Origin of the sequence: Methylobacterium sp. Leaf104, from assembly GCF_001422885.1 — a bacterium.
Lineage (GTDB): Bacteria > Pseudomonadota > Alphaproteobacteria > Rhizobiales > Beijerinckiaceae > Methylobacterium.
Genome location: NZ_LMMZ01000003.1, coordinates 66,638 through 84,157, shown reverse-complemented (window position 1 = coordinate 84,157; position 17,520 = coordinate 66,638). Strand labels below are relative to the sequence as shown.

14 protein-coding genes are annotated in these 17,520 nt (G+C 70.2%); 7 read left to right on the top strand and 7 right to left on the bottom strand.

Going from position 1 to position 17,520, the window contains the following annotated elements; all coding sequences use genetic code 11:
• Positions 1–89: 89 nt before the first annotated feature.
• Both ccmA and ccmB read left to right on the top strand, forming a co-directional pair.
• Entirely contained in the window at positions 90–740 is a 651-nt protein-coding gene (gene ccmA / locus ASF49_RS05205) for a heme ABC exporter ATP-binding protein CcmA (RefSeq protein WP_056468855.1), read from the top strand.
• Positions 740–1,405 (top strand): heme exporter protein CcmB, encoded by a 666-nt coding sequence (ccmB, locus tag ASF49_RS05200; RefSeq protein WP_200930014.1) that lies wholly within the window; start codon positions 740–742, stop codon positions 1,403–1,405. Before ccmA ends, ccmB begins: the two co-directional genes overlap by 1 nt.
• Before the next feature lie 4 nt (positions 1,406–1,409).
• Here the strand turns inward: ccmB and opgC are convergent, their stop codons facing one another.
• From opgC to ASF49_RS05180, 4 genes are all read right to left on the bottom strand, one after another.
• On the bottom strand, positions 1,410–2,627 hold the full coding sequence (gene opgC, locus ASF49_RS05195) for an OpgC domain-containing protein (RefSeq protein WP_082510886.1): 1,218 nt from the start codon (positions 2,625–2,627) through the stop codon (positions 1,410–1,412).
• A gap of 124 nt (positions 2,628–2,751) precedes the next feature.
• The gene (locus ASF49_RS05190) at positions 2,752–3,939 is read right to left on the bottom strand and encodes an SMP-30/gluconolactonase/LRE family protein (RefSeq protein ID WP_056468852.1); all 1,188 of its coding nucleotides are present in this window, start codon (positions 3,937–3,939) and stop codon (positions 2,752–2,754) included.
• A gap of 38 nt (positions 3,940–3,977) precedes the next feature.
• Positions 3,978–4,961 carry an SMP-30/gluconolactonase/LRE family protein gene (locus ASF49_RS05185; protein WP_156652867.1) on the bottom strand — a complete coding sequence of 328 codons (984 nt, stop codon included), beginning with the start codon at positions 4,959–4,961 and terminating at the stop codon, positions 3,978–3,980.
• Positions 4,962–5,025: 64 nt separating this feature from the next.
• Positions 5,026–6,291 carry an L-dopachrome tautomerase-related protein gene (locus tag ASF49_RS05180; protein ID WP_082510904.1) on the bottom strand — a complete coding sequence of 422 codons (1,266 nt, stop codon included), beginning with the start codon at positions 6,289–6,291 and terminating at the stop codon, positions 5,026–5,028.
• Between the two features lie 375 nt (positions 6,292–6,666).
• On the opposite strand from ASF49_RS05180, the gene ASF49_RS05175 reads away from it, so the two are divergent.
• The gene (locus tag ASF49_RS05175; protein ID WP_056468847.1) at positions 6,667–8,142 is read left to right on the top strand and encodes a methyl-accepting chemotaxis protein; all 1,476 of its coding nucleotides are present in this window, start codon (positions 6,667–6,669) and stop codon (positions 8,140–8,142) included.
• A 27-nt stretch (positions 8,143–8,169) separates the two neighbouring features.
• On the opposite strand, the gene ASF49_RS05170 is transcribed toward ASF49_RS05175, so the two are convergent.
• The 3 genes from ASF49_RS05170 to ASF49_RS05160 all read right to left on the bottom strand — a co-directional run bounded on the left by ASF49_RS05170 (position 8,170) and on the right by ASF49_RS05160 (position 12,813).
• Positions 8,170–8,340, bottom strand: coding sequence for a hypothetical protein (locus ASF49_RS05170; RefSeq protein ID WP_156652865.1), 171 nt, complete (start codon positions 8,338–8,340; stop codon positions 8,170–8,172).
• Positions 8,341–8,534: 194 nt separating this feature from the next.
• The gene (locus ASF49_RS05165; protein WP_056468840.1) at positions 8,535–9,443 is read right to left on the bottom strand and encodes a response regulator transcription factor; all 909 of its coding nucleotides are present in this window, start codon (positions 9,441–9,443) and stop codon (positions 8,535–8,537) included.
• A complete protein-coding gene (locus ASF49_RS05160) occupies positions 9,436–12,813 on the bottom strand; it encodes a hybrid sensor histidine kinase/response regulator (protein WP_056468837.1) in 3,378 nt (1,125 codons plus the stop codon). Before ASF49_RS05160 ends, ASF49_RS05165 begins: the two co-directional genes overlap by 8 nt.
• Before the next feature lie 341 nt (positions 12,814–13,154).
• Between ASF49_RS05160 and urtA the strand changes: the two genes are divergently transcribed.
• The 4 genes from urtA to urtD all read left to right on the top strand — a co-directional run bounded on the left by urtA (position 13,155) and on the right by urtD (position 17,514).
• Positions 13,155–14,414: an urea ABC transporter substrate-binding protein gene (gene urtA, locus ASF49_RS05155; protein ID WP_056468834.1), complete on the top strand. Its 1,260-nt coding sequence runs from the start codon at positions 13,155–13,157 to the stop codon at positions 14,412–14,414.
• A gap of 207 nt (positions 14,415–14,621) precedes the next feature.
• Positions 14,622–15,548 (top strand): urea ABC transporter permease subunit UrtB, encoded by a 927-nt coding sequence (gene urtB, locus ASF49_RS05150; protein ID WP_056468831.1) that lies wholly within the window; start codon positions 14,622–14,624, stop codon positions 15,546–15,548.
• 59 nt (positions 15,549–15,607) lie between these two features.
• Complete coding sequence (urtC, locus tag ASF49_RS05145; protein WP_243214478.1) at positions 15,608–16,720, top strand: urea ABC transporter permease subunit UrtC; 1,113 nt, start codon at positions 15,608–15,610, stop codon at positions 16,718–16,720.
• Positions 16,721–16,728: 8 nt separating this feature from the next.
• Positions 16,729–17,514 (top strand): urea ABC transporter ATP-binding protein UrtD, encoded by a 786-nt coding sequence (gene urtD / locus ASF49_RS05140; protein ID WP_056468825.1) that lies wholly within the window; start codon positions 16,729–16,731, stop codon positions 17,512–17,514.
• Positions 17,515–17,520 lie beyond the last annotated feature (6 nt).

Genomic DNA, 17,520 nt, shown 5'->3' with positions numbered 1-17,520 from the left:
GCGCGTGGGATCTGTTCGGTCGGCGCATGCACGTGGACGCTGCGCGGGGATCGGGATATGCGGACCTTCCGCTTCCAGCAGGACCCCCCGTGCGGCTGACCGCCCAAGACCTCGCCGTTCGCCGCTCCGGCCGCCGCATCTTCTCGGGCCTGTCCTTCGCCCTCGGGCCGGGGGAGGCGCTGACGATCACCGGGCGGAACGGGGCCGGCAAGTCGACGCTGCTCGCGGTGCTGGCCGGCCGGCTCAAGCCCGAGGCCGGGACGGTCACGGTGGCGCAAGTCGGCGAGGCGACCCTGTCCGAGTGCCTGCACGTGGTCGGCCACCGCGACGGGCTGAAGAGCCCGCTGACGGCCGAGGAGAACCTCGCCTTCGCCCGCGACCTCCTCGGCGCGCCGACCGCGAGCCCACGCGCGGCCCTGGAGGAACTCGGCCTCGGCCACGCCCTGCGGCTTCCCGTGGCCTACCTCTCCGCCGGCCAGCGGCGGCGGGTCGCGCTGGCCCGCCTCCTCGTCTGCCGACGCCCGCTCTGGCTCCTCGACGAGCCGACGGCGGCCCTCGACGCCGCCTCGCAGGACGTTCTGGCCGGGATGATGGCGCGGCATCGCGCGGCGGGCGGCCTCGTCATCGCGGCGACGCACCAGGCCCTCGGCCTCGCCGATGCGCAGGACCTGCGGATCGCGGCGCCGGCCGCGCCTGCCGCGGCCCGGTCGATGGCGGCCGCCGACGAGGTGTGGTGGTGATGCGCGCCCTGAGGGCCCTCGTCGCCCGCGACCTCGCGCTGGCCGCCCGCGTCGGCGGCTCGGGCGCGCTCTCCCTCGTGTTCTTCCTGATGATCGTGGCGCTGGTGCCGTTCGCCCTCGGACCCGACCTCAACCTGCTCTCGCGGATCGGGCCGGCGATCCTCTGGCTCGCCGCCGTGCTCTCGACCCTGATCGGTCTCGACCGCTTGTTCCAGGCCGACGAGGAGGACGGCTCCCTGGACCTGATGACCGGCTCGCCGGCCCCCCTGGAGGGCGTCGTGCTCGCCAAGGTGCTGGCCCACTGGCTCACCACCGGCCTGCCGCTGGCGCTGGCCTCGCCCCTGTTCGGCCTCCTCGTCGCCCTCGACGGCCGGGCGATGGCGGCGACCGCCCTCACCCTGCTGGTGGGCACGCCGGCCCTGACCTTCGTGGGCGCGGTGGGCGCGGCACTGACCGCCTCGATCCGTCGGGGCGGCCTCATCCTGGCGGTCGTGGTGCTGCCGCTGATGATCCCGACGCTGATCTTCGGGGTCTCGGCGAGTGAATCGGCCCTCGGCGGCACCGTCCCGTTCACCACGCCGCTGGCGATCCTGGGCGCCCTCAGCCTGATCGCGGGCGTGATCGGCACGCTCGCCGCCGCCGCCGCCCTGCGCTGGTCGGAATAGGGCGTCAGGCGATCGCCGTGTTCCCCCGCAGGCCCGGACCTCGGAGATCCGGTGCCGGGGCCTGGATGGCCGCCGGGAAGGCTTGACCGTCCGGCGACGCGGGGCGCGATGGCACCGCCCGGCCCGGGCGCCGGCCGATGCGCAGGGCGAGGCCGACGAACAGCGCGATCATGCCGGCCTCCAGGAGCAGCAGGGGAAGCCATGCATCGCTGAGGGGAATGGCGGCGAGATCGAGCGCCTCGCTGGCGATCACGGCCCCGATCGCGCCGGCGGTGAAGACCGGAAGGGAACGACGGCCGAGACGGGTCAGGAGGTGGTCGCGTGGCATCTGGTGCAGCAGGCGGATCAGCGGAGCCCGCGGCAGGGCCATCACCACGTAGGCCAGGGCGAGAACGTGCAGGACGCGCAGGGGCGACTGGTAGGTCTTGCTCGCGCCGAACCAGAAGGTGTCGTTGCGCGTCGCGGCCCAGTCCGCCGCGGGCGGCCAGAGGCGGACCAGGACGACGGCCAGGACGAGGTAGCTGGCGAGATAGGCCAGCGCGAGACCGGTCAACCACCGGCTGCGCGGCAGGGCGACGTCGCCGACCATGCCCTGGCCGATCGCGATCCCGAGGGAGAACACGAGAATCCAGGGCAGGACCGTCAGGGCGAAGGGTATGCCCGTGAGGCTGTTGTTCACCACCAGATCGAAGTGACCGGCCGCGAGCCAGACGAGCAGCGCCGGCGGCAGGGGCGCCCAGAACCGCCATCCGGCGAGGCGCAGGAGGAGGGGCGCGACCAGCATCAGGGCGACGTAGAGGCGCAGCACGCCGGAGTAGCCCACCGTCTGGCGCAGGCTCACGGCGTGGCTGAACACGCTCGGAAAGCCATGGTCCCGCAGCAGGCCGGTTTCCTCCGCATGCACGCCCGCGACGCCGCGCAGGGCGAGGATGGCCGCCAGGATACCGAGCGTCGACAGGATGATGACGAGGTCGAAGGCGTAGATCCGGATGGCCCGCCGCCAGAGATGGGCGACGATCTCCGGGACCCGGCGCCGCGACGCCCGACCCCCCGCGAGAGCGACGGAGATTCCGCTGAGCAGGACGAAGATGTCGGCGCTGTCGGAGAATCCGAGTCGGGACGGCGAGACAGCCGCGATGGCGCCGTCCTGGATGTGGTTCACGAAGATGTTGATCAGGCAGAGGCCGCGGATGGCGTCGATCGTCGTCCTTCGCTGCGGCATGCCTCGCCCCGATGCGGCCCACACGCGGCAATCATAAGGACCGAGCCTTAAGGTTGCATTGCAACCTCCGGGCGTGATCCCGGGATACGGTTCGACCGTGCCCCGGGCCGAGGACGCGCGCGCCTCACGCCGGATCGGCGTCGATCCGCATCCGCAGGATGGCGTAGGGCGGCGTCTGCAGGTCCTCGCCGCCGTTGTATTCCGGGCGGCGGTTCACCTGGGCGGACGAGACGTGCAGCCAGCGGTCCGGGGTGATCCAGAACGTGTCGGCCCAGATCAGGCGGGGGTCGGAGGCGATGATCGCCACGGTGCCGTCGGGGTCGCGCCGGCCGATGGCGTTGAACTCCTGCATGGCGAGGTAGACCCGGTCCTTCGAATCGGTGGTGAGGCCACCGGTCATGCCCTTCTCGCCCAGGTCCGTGACACCGGCCGCCACCGCCGCGTCGCTGGCCTCGGGATCGAGGAGCGCCGCGGTCTCCACCGCGTAGAGGCGGCGACCGATCAGGGGCGCGTAGTACAGGCGCTGGCCGTCGGGGCTCAGCGCGATCCCGTTGGCGCCCCCCTGGACCGGGCGCGGCGGCCCCTCCCCCTTCCGCTGCATCACCGGGCGGTCCTCGACGATCTTGAGGAGGCCTTTCTGCGACTGGGTGCTGGCATGGCCGGCGAGGCGCCGCACCACCCGGCCGGTTGTGAGGTCGACGGCCAGGATGGCGCCCTCCCCGTCCTGGCCCTGATCGGTGATGTAGGCGCGGGCGTACCCGTCGCGGATGTCCACCCGCAGGTCGTTGAGCGACGAGGTCGGTGTGATGCCGGCCTCCAGCGGCACCACGCGCCGGATGCGGTCGTCGGCGAGATGGATCTGCACCAGCTTAGGCCCGCCCTTCACCGGCGGGCCGGAGCCGTCCGGCAGCCCGGCATCGAGGCACCACAGGGTATCGTCGCGGTCGAAGACGCCGTTGGGCACGTGGAACAGGTGCGCCTGCGGCTGTTCGGGATCGGGCTGGTTCGTCGCCGAGTCGGGATAGGGTCGGACCTCGCCGTCCGCCAGCACCTCGCCCAGGGTGTAGGGCACCTTGGCATTGAAGCGCGGCATCATCACGAAGCGCCGGCCGCTGGCCGAGATGGCGAGGCCGGTGGGGGTCGAGGGCGCGTTCGCCGTGAAGGCGAGTTCGAGCCCGCCCGCCGCCCGGCTTGTGGCGACCTCCGGCGGCGACGCGGCCACGGCCTCCCCCGGGAGAGAGAGGGCGGCCGCGCCGGTAAGGCCGGCACCGGCGAGGCCGGCAGCGAGGAGGTCACGGCGAGCGAGCGTCATGGCGAGATCCGGTCGAGCGGGACATGGGGCGTGGCGGGTCAGCCTCGGGCGGAGCCGCGCACCTTGAGGTCGATGGCGAGGACATTCGCGCCCGCGCCGATGAAGAGGCGCCGTCCGTCCGGGCCTCCGAAGGCGACGTTGGCGGCATCGGTCGCGGTGGCGATGCGGCCGAGGGGCGTGCCGTCGGGCGCGTAGATCCGTACGCCGTCGAAGCAGGCCGCGTAGACCCGGCCCTCGGCATCCACCGCGAGGCCGTCCGGCACGCCGGCTTCCACGGTGACGAAGGGTTTCGGCGCGCCGAGCCTGCGGCCATCCACCACCGGGACGGCCAGGATGGTGCGGGCGCCCTCCGGGTTCTTCAGGGCCGCGCTGGTGTCGCTGACGTAGAGGCGGGCGCCGTCCGGGCTGAAGGCGATGCCGTTGGGCTGGCCGACGGCGTCGGTCATGGCCTCGACCCGGCCCGAGGGATCGATGCGGTAGACCCGCCGGGCGGCCTGCGCCGGCGTCGCCATCAGGCCTTCGTCCGGCATGGTGATGCCGAAGACGGGGTCGGTGAACCAGATCGCGCCGTCCGGCGCCAGGGCGGCGTCGTTGGGGGAATTCAGCGGCCGGCCCGCGAAGGCGTCGGCCAGCACCGTGAGGCGGCCATCCGGCTCGCGCCGCACCACGCGCCGCCCGCGATGCTCGCAGGTGACGAGGCGGCCCTCGGCGTCGAGGGTGTTGCCGTTGGCGTTGTTCGAGGGATCGCGGAACACGCGTACGCCGCCGTCGTCGGCGATCCGGATCATCCGGTTGGCCCGGACGTCGCTGACGATCAGCCCCCCGAGGCCGGGCGCGTAGCACAGGCCCTCGCACCAGCGCCCGCCGGCGTAGAGCGTGCGCAGCGGAGCACCGGGATCGAGCACGTCGCGCAGCCGCGGATCGTCGACCCGGACGATCGGGAACGCTTCGGCCGGCCATCCCCGCAGGGCGAGGATTGCGCCCGCGCCGGCGAGCCATGCGCGTCGTCGTATCGTCGGCATCGATCCTCGATCGGCGTCAGGCGTGGACGGGTGCGCCACCCCGGTCGGGGTGGCGCAAAGCGGTTCAGCGGGCGGCGGGGGTCGGCGCGGTCGAGCCCGTGGCGTCCGTCGCACCCGGCTTGAAGCTCCACAGCTCCGTCGGTAGGGCCGCGGGTGCGCCGGGCTTGTAGAAGGCCGAATCCTGGATGTGCGAGGTCGTGAAGTAGAGCGTCCCGTCAGGACCCTCGGCGAAGGTGTCGGGCCAGCGCAGGCGCTTGTCCTGCACCACGGTGCTCAGCGCATTTCCCTTGGCCGAGAGGTCGCGGACCTTGATCGAATCGTCCTGCGGCGAGGTCACGTACATCCGGCCGTCCTTGCGGGAGATGATCAGGCCGTCGGCCGGCCCATTCTCGCCCACGGTGTCGATGCGGCCCGCCACGCTCTTGTCGGCGAGCGCCGTCGGCATCAGCGCGGTGGTGATGCTCCCCGCGAGCGTCTCGGTGGGCAGGCTGTAGAGCGTCTTGCCCTTGATCGCCTGCCAGTACAGCGTCTTGCCGTCCGGGGAGAGGGCGATGCCGTCGGCGGCGAACTCGACGCCGCGGCCGTCGGGCCTGCGCAGGGGCTTGCCGTCATACGTCACGGTGACGCTCTTGTCCGGTTGCGTGGACGGATCGCCGTCGAGCACCCGGTGGGCGCGGCCGCCGTCGAGGTCGACCACCACCAGGGCGCCCTTGGCACCGGAATCGGTGAGGTAGGCGGTCTTGCCGTCGGGGGAGAAGCGCACGTCGTTGAGGTACGAGCCCTGCGGCGCCACGCTCTCGTCGAAGGCGATGGTGCGCGCGGGCTGGTTGGTCTTCAGGTCGATCTCGATGAGCTTGGGACCGCCTGGCACCAGGGCTCCCATGGCGGGGGCGGCGGGATCGAGCACCCAGAGGTTGCCGTTCGGGCCGGCCACGACGCTCTGCACGCAGACCCAGTGGTCCTTGGCCGCGACCTCGTCCTTGCGGGCGTTGCGCCAGGCGTTCCAGGCCGCATCCGGGAACGGCACCAGCTTGCCGTCCTTCAGTTCGGCCACCGAGACCTCGGTGTCCTCGGTCCAGCGCGGAAAGTTGACGAAGATGCGCCCGTCCCGGGAGACGGTGACGCCGGTGACCTGATGGTCGAAGCTCGCCACCTTGGTGAGGGGCGCGGCCGGCGCGCCGGGGGCGTCCTGCGCCAGAACGCGTCCGGGCACGAGGACGGTGCCCAGCAGGGCGGCCGCGAGGGTCAGCGCCCGCTGCCCGGGGCGTGGCCCGATGCGCGGGCGTATCGGATTCGGGATCGTCGGTTGATCGGACAGGCGTCGCGTCATCGGCACATTCGGCATCGGAACCCTCGGTCTCGCAACGATCGGAGCGCCGCGCGGCGCGAGCGATCATCGAGGGCCTAACGCACGAGGCACCGGCCAAGGTTCATGGGCCGCGCGATGCGTGAACGGAGCTCGAAATCCAGCCGCGTCGGCTGCGGGTCTCCCACGCGGCCCTCGAGCCGGGGCCAATATCACTGACAACTCGCTCACGATCTTGTGACAATATGGACCCATCGGTGAGACGGACCGCATCTGTTTCGACGCAGTCGCCGGATCGATAATGCCGTTAATCCGGAGTTGATGATTTATATTTATTCCATCGAATAGCGAATCCGGCCCGCATGAGTCAGGGATCTGCCGCTGGGTAAAGGTAGGAGAATGGCGATGTTAGGGTTTGGCGTTCGCGCAACACTGGATGCCCTCGACCGATCACAGGGTCGGATCGAGTTCGGCATGGACGGAACGGTCCAGGATGCGAACCAAATCTTCCTCGATCTTGTCGGCTACACCCTCGAAGAGGTCCGGGGCCGGCCTCACAGCCAGTTCGTTCCGCCCGTGGAGCGTGAGTCGCCCGCCTACCGGCAGTTCTGGGACGGCCTGCGCCGCGGCGAGTTCCAGGCGCGAGACTTCCTCCGTGTCACCAAGGATGGGCGCCGGATCTGGATCCAGGCGAGCTACAACCCGATCTTCGACCGGCGCGGAAAGCCGATCAAGGTGGTCAAGTTCGCCACCGACATCACGGCCCAGACCGAGCGCAATGCGGCCTATGCGGGGCAGATCGCGGCGATCAACCGCTCGCAGGCGGTGATCCACTTCACGCCGGACGGCATCGTCACCGACGCCAACCCGAACTTCCTCGACACCCTCGGCTACCGCCTCGACGAGATCCAGGGACGCCACCACAGCCAGTTCGTGGCGCCGGAGGACCGGAATACGCCGGCCTACGCGGCGTTCTGGACGGCGCTGGCGGGTGGCGCCTACCAGGCCGGCGAGTTCCGTCGCATGGCGAAGGGCGGCCGCGAGGTGTGGATCTACGGCGCCTACAATCCGGTGCTGGGGGCCGACGGGCGGGTGCTCGCCGTGGTGAAGTTCGCCAGCGACGTCACGGCCCAGGTGGCCGACCGCCTCCGGCGGCGCCAGGGCCAGCAGGCGATCGACCAGGATCTCGGCCTGATCACGGGTTCCATCTCCGACGTCAGCCATCAGGCCACGCTCACGGCGGAGGCGGCGGCCCAGACCTCCGGCAACGTCCAGGCGGTGGCGGCCGGCGCCGAGGAGTTCTCGGCGTCGATCGAAGAGCTCAGTCGCCACGCCGTCGAGGCGAAGACCGCCTCCGACGAGGCGGTGGTCCGGGCCGAGGAGGCCTCCGGCATCGTCGCGGGCCTGACCTCCGCGGCCGACAAGATCGGCGAGGTGATCTCGGTCATCCGCTCGATCGCCGACCAGACCAACCTGCTGGCGTTGAACGCCACCATCGAGGCGGCGCGGGCCGGCGAGGCCGGGCGCGGCTTCGCCGTCGTCGCCGCGGAGGTGAAGGCCCTGGCCAACCAGTCCTCCCGAGCCACCGAGGAGATCGGGACGCAGATCGCGGCGGTGCAGAATTCCACCAATCAGGCGGTGAGCGCGATCGAAGCCATCGCGCGGACGATCGGCCATCTCAGCGAGATCTCGCTCAGCGTCTCGTCGGCGGTGACCGAGCAGGCCGCGGTGACCCGCGACATGTCCGTCAACATGCAGACCGCGGCGCGGAGCGTCGAGGTCGTGCGCCGGAACATGGACGGGATCGCCGCGGCCGCGATCGACGTCGATGCCTCGGTGCGCAAGGTCGGCGCTGCGGCCCGCGCCCTCGCCTGACCATCGGTGCCCGCGTGAAGCGCCCCTTCAATCCGGCCGGTGCGCGGCCCCGGGCTGTATCACCGAGGGTTCGGAGGCCGAGCCCCGAACCCGGCCGCGCAGGGCCGGCGACGTCCCGGCCCGTCCGGCTTCGCGCCGGTCGAAGCCGGGCACGACGCGCTCGGTGAGATCCACGCAGCGGCCGACCAACCACGTCATCCAGTTCATCGCGAAGCTCCCAACCGTGACCTGTCGGGATAGATCGGGTGCCGCATCCCCAAAGCGAGGGAGCGGGCGGGATTTTTCCGCGCCCGCCTCCGGGTCGGTGCGGGGGCCGCGCCCGGTCGAGAGGGTGTCTCACGCCGAACCTTGATCCGATGGCGGGCGGATCGATGCTTGGCCCGGGCGCCGCCTCAATCGATGTCCTGCAGGTGGCGTGCGGCGATGACGGACGCGGCGGTGCGGTTCTCGACGCCGAGTTTCTCGTAGATGCCCTCCAGGTGCTTCGTCACCGTGCGGGGGCTCAGCCCCAGGATCTCGCCGATGTCGCGGCTCGACTTGCCGCGCGAGAGCCAGAGCAGCACCTCCGCCTCGCGGCCGGTGACGCGCAGGCGCTGGCGCAGGCGCTCCAGCCCCGCCTCCGTGCCGTCCCGCGACAGGCGCAGCAGGATCTCGTCGCCGGTGCCGCCGATGAAGCTCAGGGCATAGGCCGTGCCGGCGCGGTCGGCGAGCGTCAGGGTCGGCGCACCGGTGCCGGTCAGGCAGGTCCGCAGCCAGGCGGCGCCCTGCGGCGGCAGGGTCAACGGGGCGCCGGGCTCGGTGAAACCGCCGAGCAGGCGGGCGGCCTGGGGCGTGCCCCACAGGACGGCGCCGTGGCGGTCCACCGCGAACAGGGTACGGCCGGTGGTGTCGAGGGCGGCCCGGGCGCTCTGGGCCGCACGGGCGCCCGCGAGGTGGACCCGGATGCGGGCCAGGATCTCGTCCGGCGCGATCGGCTTCGTGACGTAGTCGACGCCTCCCGCCTCCAGGCCCTTCACGATGTGCTCGGTCTCCGACAGCCCGGTCATGAAGATGACGGGGACATGGGCGAGGTGGCCCTTGGCCTTCAGGCGGCGGCAGGTCTCGAAACCGTCCATGCCCGGCATCATCGCGTCGAGCAGGATCACGTCCGGGGTGATCTCGTCGACCAGGGCCAGGGCGAGGTCGCCGGCCACCGCCACCAGGACGGTGGCGCCCGAGCGCTCGATCGCCTCGGTGAGGAAACTCAGGGTCTCGGGGGAATCGTCGACCACGAGCACGGTGTCGCGCTGCGCCTCAGCCATTGGCGGCCGGCTCCAGCAATTCCTCGATCACCGCCCGGGCGCGGCGCAGGTCGAAGGCCGCGGTGAGGTCCCGCATCTGGGCGATGAAGGCCGTCGGCGCCGCGGGGCCGTCCGCCATCTCGGCGAGCTTCGCCTCGATCCCACGGACGTGGCCGATGCGCACGAGGCGCAGGAGGTCGGCGAGGTGCTCTGGGCGCGGGTCCGGCGAATCGAGTGCGGGCGAGCCGGATCCGGAGGTCGGCGGCGCCGGGGCCTCCGCCGTCCAGTCGAGCCCGAGGAGGCCGGTGACGCATTCGAGGAAGTCGCGCAGGTCGAAGGGCTTGGCGATGATCGCGTCGTGGGGGGCGTCGCTGCCGCGCGACGGGCTGATCTCGTGCACGTTGGCCGACATCATGGCGATGCGGGCGGTGTGGCCGGCCTCCCGCAGGGCCTTCGCCAGCACCCAGCCGCTCATGCCCGGCATGGCGATGTCGAGGAGGAACAGGTCCGGCGGGCGCGTCGCGGCCAGCGCCAGGCAGGCCGGGCCGTCGCCGGCCTCCAGCACCACGAGGCCGAGGGGCTCGAGGATGTCGCGCATCAGGCCGCGATGGGCGGCATCGTCGTCGGCGACCAGGATGGTGCGCCGCGCGCCCGTATAGCTCCGGGCCGGGGCGCTGGCCTGCGCCAGCACGGGCTTCGGGCGCGCGACCGAGGCGAGCATCAGGCGGACGCGGAAGCGCGTGCCGCGCCCGACCTCGCTCTCCACCGTGATCTCGCCGCCCATCACCTGGGCCAGCAGGTGCGCGATGGTGAGGCCGAGGCCGGTGCCGGGGGTCGACCGGGCCGCGGCGAGCGAGCCGCGCTCGAACGGCTCGAAGATGCGCTCCAGATCGTCCGGGCGGATGCCGAGGCCGGTGTCGCTGATCGTGAACACCGCGATCTGGCTGCGATAGGTCAGGTCCAGGGTCACCGTCCCACTGGGCGTGAACTTGATCGCGTTCGAGAGGAGGTTGAGCAGGATCTGGCGCAGGCGCTTCTCGTCGGTGGCGACCACCGCCGGCAGGGTCTCGGGCCGGGTGAAGCGGAACGCCAGGGCGGCGCCCTGCGCCTGGAGGCGGATCATGTCGACGATCTGGTCTAGGAAGTCGGCGAGCCGGACCTCGTTGCGGTGGATCTGGAGGCGCCCGGCCTCCATCCGGGAGATGTCGAGGAGGCCGTCGATCAGGCCGGAGAGGTGCTGGGCCGAGCGCCGGATCACCCGGATTCCGTTCTGGCGCGGGGCCGGGATGGAGGGATCGCCCTCCAGCAGTTGCGCGTAGCCGAGCACCGCGTTCAGCGGGGTGCGCAATTCATGGCTGATGCCGACCACGTATCGGCTCTTGGCGAGGTTGGCGGCCTCCGCGATCTCCTTGGCCTGCTGCAGCTTGGCGTCCGTGACCTTATGAGCCTCGATCTCGGCCTGGTAGAGGCCGGTCTGCCGGGCGGTCTCCTCCAGGGCGACCCGGCGGCTCTCCTGGGCCAGCACGAACAGCCAGGCGACGATGCCCAGGATGACGATGAGGATCAGGAACACGCTGGTCAGCGCCGCGCCCAGCACCTCACGGTGCTCGGGATGCTCGGCGCTCGCCCCCGCGTGCACGATGCCGAGGATCAGCCCGATCGCCGCCACCAGGGTGAGCATGAGGGCGAGGTAGCGGCCCAGCGGCGCGCCGATCCAGGCGGCGGTGCGGGCCGGGGCGACGCGCGCGAGCAGGTCCTGCGCCTGGGCCTCCAGGCGCCCGTGCGGCTTGCAGAGATCGCCGCAGCGGGCGTCCAGAGAACAGCAGAGCGAGCAGATCGGCCCGGCATAGGCGGGGCACTGGGCCATGTCCTCCGGCTCGAACGGGTGCTCGCAGACCCGGCAGGTGATCTCGCTCGCCCCCTGCCAGTCCGTCCGCGGGGTGCGGGCGAGGTAGTAGCGCCCGCCCGTGGCCAGGGCGATGGCGGGGGCGCCGAGACAGGCCACCGCCAGCGCCAGCATCGGCGCGAAGGGCACGGCGAGCCCGCCGAGCCAGCCCGCATGCGCCGCGAACCCGGTCAGGATCGCCAGCGCCATGGCGCCGGTGCCGACGGGGTTGATCGCGTAGAGGTGGGCGCGCTTGAACTCGATGCCGGGCGGCGACAGGCCGAAGGGTTTGTTGATGGCCAGATCCGCCGCCAGCGCCCCGACCCAGGCCGAGACCACCACGGCGTAGAGCGACAGGGTGCTGACGATGGTCTTGTCGATGCCGAGCTCCATCAGCAGGAGCGCGATGGCGACGTTGAAGACGAGCCAGACCACGCGACCCGGATGGCTGTGGGTCAGGCGCGAGAAGAAGTTCGACCAGGCGATGGAGCCCGCATAGGCGTTGGTGACGTTGATCTTGAGCTGCGAGACCACGACGAACACCGTCATCAGGGCGACGGCGCCGAACCCCGAGGGCATCACGTAGCCGAAGGCGACGGCGTACATCCGCGTCGGCTCCCCGGCATGCTCGGCGGGCACGCCGTGCGCGAGGGCGAGCACGGCCAGGAACGAGCCGAGCAGGATCTTGAGCATCCCGGGCAGGATCCAGCCGCCGCCGGCGCCCAGCACCGCCGCCCACCAGCGCCCGGCACGGCCGGGCTCGCGCACGGGCACGAAGCGCAGGAAGTCGACCTGCTCGCCGACCTGGGCCAGCAGCGCCAGGAGGATGCCGGAGGCGAGGCCGAAGCGGGGCCAGTCGAACCCGCCGATGCCGTCCGCCCCCGGATGCCCGAGCCAGGCCGAGACCGGCGCGTCCCCGGCCCAGGCGATGCAGGCCAGGGGTAGCAGGTTGAGGACGATCCAGACCGGCTGCGTCCAGAGCTGGAAGCGGCTGATCATCGCGATGCCGTAGATCACCAGCGGGATCACCGCGAGCGCGCTGACGAGGTAGCCGAGGCTCGGCGGCAGCCCGAAGCAGAGCTCGAGGGCCAGCGCCATGATCGCCGCCTCGATGGCGAGGAACAGGAAGGTGAAGCTCGCGTAGATCAGCGAGGTCACCGTCGAGCCGATATAGCCGAAGCCGGCCCCCCGGGTGAGGAGGTCGATGTCGACGCCGTAGCGGGCGGCGTAGAGGCTGATCGGCGTCGCGGTGGCGAAGATGATCGCGCTCACCACGAGGAGGGCCGCCAGGGTGTTGGTGAAGCCGACGGTGAGCACCAGGGTGCCGCCGATCGCCTCGAGCGCCAGGAACGAGAGCGAGCCCAGGGCGGTCTGGGCGACCCGGAAGCCCGACCAGCGCCGCGCCTTCTTGGCGGTGAAGCGGAGCGCATAGTCTTCCAGCGTCTCGTCGGCCACGAGGCGGTTGTAGTCGCGCCGGATCGGCAGGATACGCTGGTGTTCGGTCATCGTGTGGCGCGGACGGTATCATGCGGCGCGGGGTCTGGCGCGGCATCCCGGCGCGTCCAGGACCGCGGCGCTCCGTCGTCCCCAGCTTAGCAAGGACCGTGCCCCGTCGATCGCGGTGCCGTGGCGAAGCGCGCCGCGGCCCGGCGGGCGGCGCGGCGATCGGGCCCGGAGCGTTCGGGCCCGGGACTCGCGGGCAGTTCGCCAGCATGGGCCAGTGCGCCGGGCACCGACATACGCAAAACAGCGTATAGGCCGCACGGCACGACGCGGCCTAGCCTTTGCGTCATCGATCCACGGCCATCCGACCGGCCGTGCGACGAGGATCAGGGGTTTTGGGCACGATGGCAGAGGACAAGGGCAACGGCCTGCAATCGGCGCTGCGGCGCAGGCTTCTCATGGGTCTGGCCGGCGCTCCGGCGATCGCCTTGATGCCGCGCATGAGCTTCGCGGCGGCACCGCCGACCTCGGCGGTGAACACCACCGGCCTCGCGGTGACCGACACCGAGGTCACGGTGGGGATCCTGCATTCGGCCACCGGCACGATGGCGATCTCCGAGACCGGTTCGATCCAGGCCGAGAAGCTCGCGATCTCGCAGATCAACGAGATGGGCGGCGTGCTCGGCCGCAAGATCAAGGTCATCCAGGAGGACGGCGCCTCCGACTGGCCGACCTTCGCCGAGAAGGCCAAGAAGCTTCTCGTCAACGACCATTGCGCGGCCGTGATGGGCTGCTGGACCTCCGCCTCGCGCAAGGCCGCGCTGCCGGTGTTCGAGCAGTACAACGGCCTCCTGTACTACCCGACCTTCTACGAGGGCCTGGAGCAGTCCAAGAACGTCTTCTACACCGGCCAGGAGGCCACGCAGCAGATCCTCGAATCGCTGAACTGGGTCACGAAGGAGAAAAAGGCCAAGACGTTCTTCTTCATCGGCTCGGACTACATCTGGCCGCGGACCTCGAACAAGATCGCCCGCAAGCACATCGAGAACGTGCTCAAGACCAAGGTCGTCGGAGAGGAATATTTCCCGCTCGGCCACACGCAGTTCAACTCGGTGATCAACAAGCTCAAGCTCACCAAGCCCGACGTGATCTTCACCGACGTCGTCGGCGGCTCGAACGTGGCGTTCTACAAGCAGCTCAAGGCAGCCGGCATCGACCTCTCGAAGCAGACCCTGCTGACGATCTCGGTCACCGAGGACGAGGTCGACGGCATCGGCGGCGACAACATCGCCGGCGCCTATTCCTGCATGAAGTACTTCCAGTCCCTGAAGAACCCGAACAACGAGAAGTTCGTCGCCGCCTTCCACAAAATGTGGGGCGAGAAGACCGTCATCGGCGACGTGACCCAGGCCGCCTATCTCGGCCCCTTCCTGTGGAAGATGGCCTGCGAGAAGGCCGGCTCCTTCGACGTCGACAAGGTGGTCGCCGCCTCGCCGGGCATCGAGTTCAAGGAAGCCCCGGAAGGCTACGTCAAGATCCACCCGAACCATCACCTCTGGTCGAAGACCCGCGTCGCCAAGGCGCTGCCGACCGGCCAGTTCGAGGTGGTCTACGAGAGCCCCGACCTGATCGAGCCGAACCCCTTCCCCAAGGGCTACCAGTAGGCTCGCGCGACGACCATCGCGACGCGCCCTCCTCCCCCTTGCGGGGAGGAGTTGGAGGTGGGGGCGGCGGCGCCAGCCTCCGAAGCGGGAGGGTCGCCCAGCCACCCCCACCCCTGGCCCCTCCCCGCAAGGGGGAGGGGAAAGTCTGCGGCCGGGATCGGCCCGATGCTTGCACGACCCGCGCGGCATCCTTCGGAGAACGAACCCATGTTCGGTGATTATTCGCTCGGGGATCTCAGCTCGATCTTCGTGATGCAGGGCTTCGCCGGGCTGATCCTGTTCTCGGTCTACGTCCTGATGGCCCTCGGGCTGGCGATCATCTTCGGCCAGATGGGGGTGATCAACATGGCCCACGGGGAGTTCATGATCCTCGGCGCCTACATGACCTATCTCTGCTCGGGCTTCTTCCAGACCCACCTGCCCGCCCTGTTCCCGGCCTACTTCTTCGTGGCGATGGCGCTGGCCTTCCTGGCCTCGGGCGCCCTGGGCATGCTGGTGGAATGGGCGCTGATCCGCCACCTCTACAAGCGCCCGCTCGACACGCTGCTGGCCACCTGGGGCCTCTCGCTGATCCTGCAGCAGGCCTACCGCTCGATCTTCGGCGCCCGCGAGGTCGGCGTGGAGCTGCCGTCCTGGCTGATCGGCTCCGTGCAGGTCACCGACACCATCGAGATCCCGATCAACGGCATGTTCGTCATGGCCGTCACCACCCTGATCACCCTCGGCGTCGCGATCCTGATGTACCGCTCGCGCTTCGGCGCCCAGGTCCGCGCCGTGGTGCAGAACCGCCCGATGGCCGGCGCCGTCGGCATCGACACCGAGAAGGTCGACCGCCTCACCTTCGGCCTCGGCTGCGGCATCGCGGGCATCGCGGGTTCGGCCTTCACCATGGTGGGCTCCACGGGGCCGACTTCGGGGCAGCTCTACATCGTCGACACCTTCCTGATCGTGGTCTTCGGCGGCGCCGCCTCGCTGCTCGGCACCATCGCCTCGGCCTTCTCGATCTCGCAGACGCAGTCGACCCTCGAATTCTTCCTCTCGGGCTCCACCGCGAAGGTGATCACGCTGCTGGCGGTGGTCGGCATCCTGATGCTGCGGCCCCAGGGCCTCTTCACCCTCAAGGTCCGGCGCTGAGGAGCCTGAACATGACCCGCTCCCAAACCTCCACGCCCGTCGTCAACGACAACCCGTTCATGAAGCCCATGGAATGGGTGAGCCTCGCGCTCCTCGTCGCGATGATCTTCGTCGTGCTGCCGCTGCTGCTCGACGCCTTCCGCCTCAACCTCGTCGGCAAGTACCTGACCTACTCCTTCGTGGCGCTGGGCCTCGTCATCTGCTGGGGCTTCGGCGGCATCCTGTCCCTCGGCCAGGGCGTGTTCTTCGGCCTCGGCGGCTACCTGATGGCCATGTACCTGAAGCTCGAGGCCTCCAGCGTCGAGAACACCAAGATCCAGTCGACGCCGGGCATCCCGGACTTCATGGACTGGAACCAGATCACCGCCCTGCCCTGGTTCTGGAAGCCGTTCCAGAGCCTGCCCTTCACCCTCCTGGCGGTCATCGTGGTGCCGGCCTTCTTCGCCTTCGTCATCGGCACGGCGATGTTCCGCCGCCGCGTCGGCGGCACCTACTTCGCCATCATCACCCAGGCCATCGCCGCCATCCTGACGATCCTGATCGTCGGCCAGCAGGGCTATACCGGCGGCATCAACGGCATCACCGACCTGCGCACCCTGCACGGCTGGGACATCCGCACCGACAGCGCCCACAGCATCCTCTACTTCGTCAATGCGGGCCTGCTCGTCGCCTGCATCCTGTTCGCGCAGGCCGTGAAGAAGTCGAAGCTCGGGCGCATCCTCGTGGCCATGCGCGACAAGGAGGACCGGGTCCGGTTCTCCGGCTACCAGGTGGCGAGCTTCAAGACCTTCGCGTTCTGCCTTGCGGCCGTGTTCGCCGCCATCGGGGGCGCGATGTTCACCCTCCAAGTCGGGTTCATGTCGCCCTCCTTCGTGGGCATCGTGCCCTCGATCGAGATGGTCATCTACGCCGCCGTCGGCGGGCGCCTGTCCCTGTTCGGCGCCGTCTGGGGCACCCTCCTGGTCAATTGGGCCAAGACCAGCTTCTCGGAGAGCTTCCCCGAGCTCTGGCTGTTCGGCCTCGGCGCCCTGTTCATCGCCGTGGTGCTGGCCTTCCCGAACGGTCTCGCGGGCATCTACCGCACCTACGTGGAGCCCCGCCTGACCCGGCGCGTGAAGGCCCTGGAGCCCGCCCCCGCCGTCGCCCTGCCCCACGGCACCCCGGCCGAGTAGGATCCCCGATGAACGCCGCTCTCCTGCCCTCGCACATCATCGGCGCCGATCCGGCCGAGAAGAACTTCCTCCTGGCGGTGGAATCCCTCACCGTCTCCTTCGACGGCTTCAAGGCGGTCAACGACGTCTCGTTCTACGTCGACCCCAACGAGATCCGGGTGATCATCGGCCCCAACGGCGCCGGCAAGACCACGGTGCTCGATCTCATCTGCGGGCGCACCAAGGCCAGCGCCGGCTCGATCAAGTACAAGGGCCAGGAGCTGACCAAGCTCTCCGAGAGCGCCATCGTCCAGGCCGGCGTCGGCCGCAAGTTCCAGACCCCGTCGATCTACGACGACCTGACGGTGTTCGAGAACCTGGAGATCTCCTTCCCGCGCGGCCGCTCGGTCTTCGGGGCGCTCACCTTCAAGCGGGACGCCGAGGTCCGCGACCGCATCGAGGAGGTCGCCAGCATGATCTTCCTCAAGGACCAGCTCCTGGAGCGAGCCGAGTTCCTCAGCCACGGCCAGAAGCAGTGGCTCGAGATCGGCATGCTGCTGATCCAGGATCCGGAGCTGCTCATGCTCGACGAGCCGGTGGCCGGCATGAGCGTCGGCGAGCGCGTCAAGACCGCCGAGCTCCTCAACCAGATCATCAAGGGCCGCTCGGTGCTGGTGATCGAGCACGACATGAAGTTCGTCGAGGACATCGCCCACCGGGTCACCGTGCTCCACCAGGGCAAGGTCCTGTCGGAGGGGTCGATGGAGCGGGTCAAGAACGACCCGAAGGTCATCGAAGTCTATCTCGGCCACTGAGAGGAA

What these genes read in the sequence shown, in the direction of transcription:
- opgC (WP_082510886.1), bottom strand. Translation starts at nt 2,627, where the DNA reads ATGCCGCAGCGAAGGACGACGATCGACGCCATCCGCGGCCTCTGCCTG.
- urtD (WP_056468825.1), top strand. Translation starts at nt 16,729, where the DNA reads ATGAACGCCGCTCTCCTGCCCTCGCACATCATCGGCGCCGATCCGGCC.
- ASF49_RS05160 (WP_056468837.1), bottom strand. Translation starts at nt 12,813, where the DNA reads ATGACCGAACACCAGCGTATCCTGCCGATCCGGCGCGACTACAACCGC.
- ASF49_RS05165 (WP_056468840.1), bottom strand. Translation starts at nt 9,443, where the DNA reads ATGGCTGAGGCGCAGCGCGACACCGTGCTCGTGGTCGACGATTCCCCC.
- ccmB (WP_200930014.1), top strand. Translation starts at nt 740, where the DNA reads ATGCGCGCCCTGAGGGCCCTCGTCGCCCGCGACCTCGCGCTGGCCGCC.
- ASF49_RS05190 (WP_056468852.1), bottom strand. Translation starts at nt 3,939, where the DNA reads ATGACGCTCGCTCGCCGTGACCTCCTCGCTGCCGGCCTCGCCGGTGCC.
- ASF49_RS05170 (WP_156652865.1), bottom strand. Translation starts at nt 8,340, where the DNA reads ATGACGTGGTTGGTCGGCCGCTGCGTGGATCTCACCGAGCGCGTCGTG.
- ASF49_RS05185 (WP_156652867.1), bottom strand. Translation starts at nt 4,961, where the DNA reads ATGCCGACGATACGACGACGCGCATGGCTCGCCGGCGCGGGCGCAATC.
- urtB (WP_056468831.1), top strand. Translation starts at nt 14,622, where the DNA reads ATGTTCGGTGATTATTCGCTCGGGGATCTCAGCTCGATCTTCGTGATG.
- urtC (WP_243214478.1), top strand. Translation starts at nt 15,608, where the DNA reads ATGAAGCCCATGGAATGGGTGAGCCTCGCGCTCCTCGTCGCGATGATC.
- ASF49_RS05180 (WP_082510904.1), bottom strand. Translation starts at nt 6,291, where the DNA reads ATGACGCGACGCCTGTCCGATCAACCGACGATCCCGAATCCGATACGC.
- urtA (WP_056468834.1), top strand. Translation starts at nt 13,155, where the DNA reads ATGGCAGAGGACAAGGGCAACGGCCTGCAATCGGCGCTGCGGCGCAGG.
- ASF49_RS05175 (WP_056468847.1), top strand. Translation starts at nt 6,667, where the DNA reads ATGGCGATGTTAGGGTTTGGCGTTCGCGCAACACTGGATGCCCTCGAC.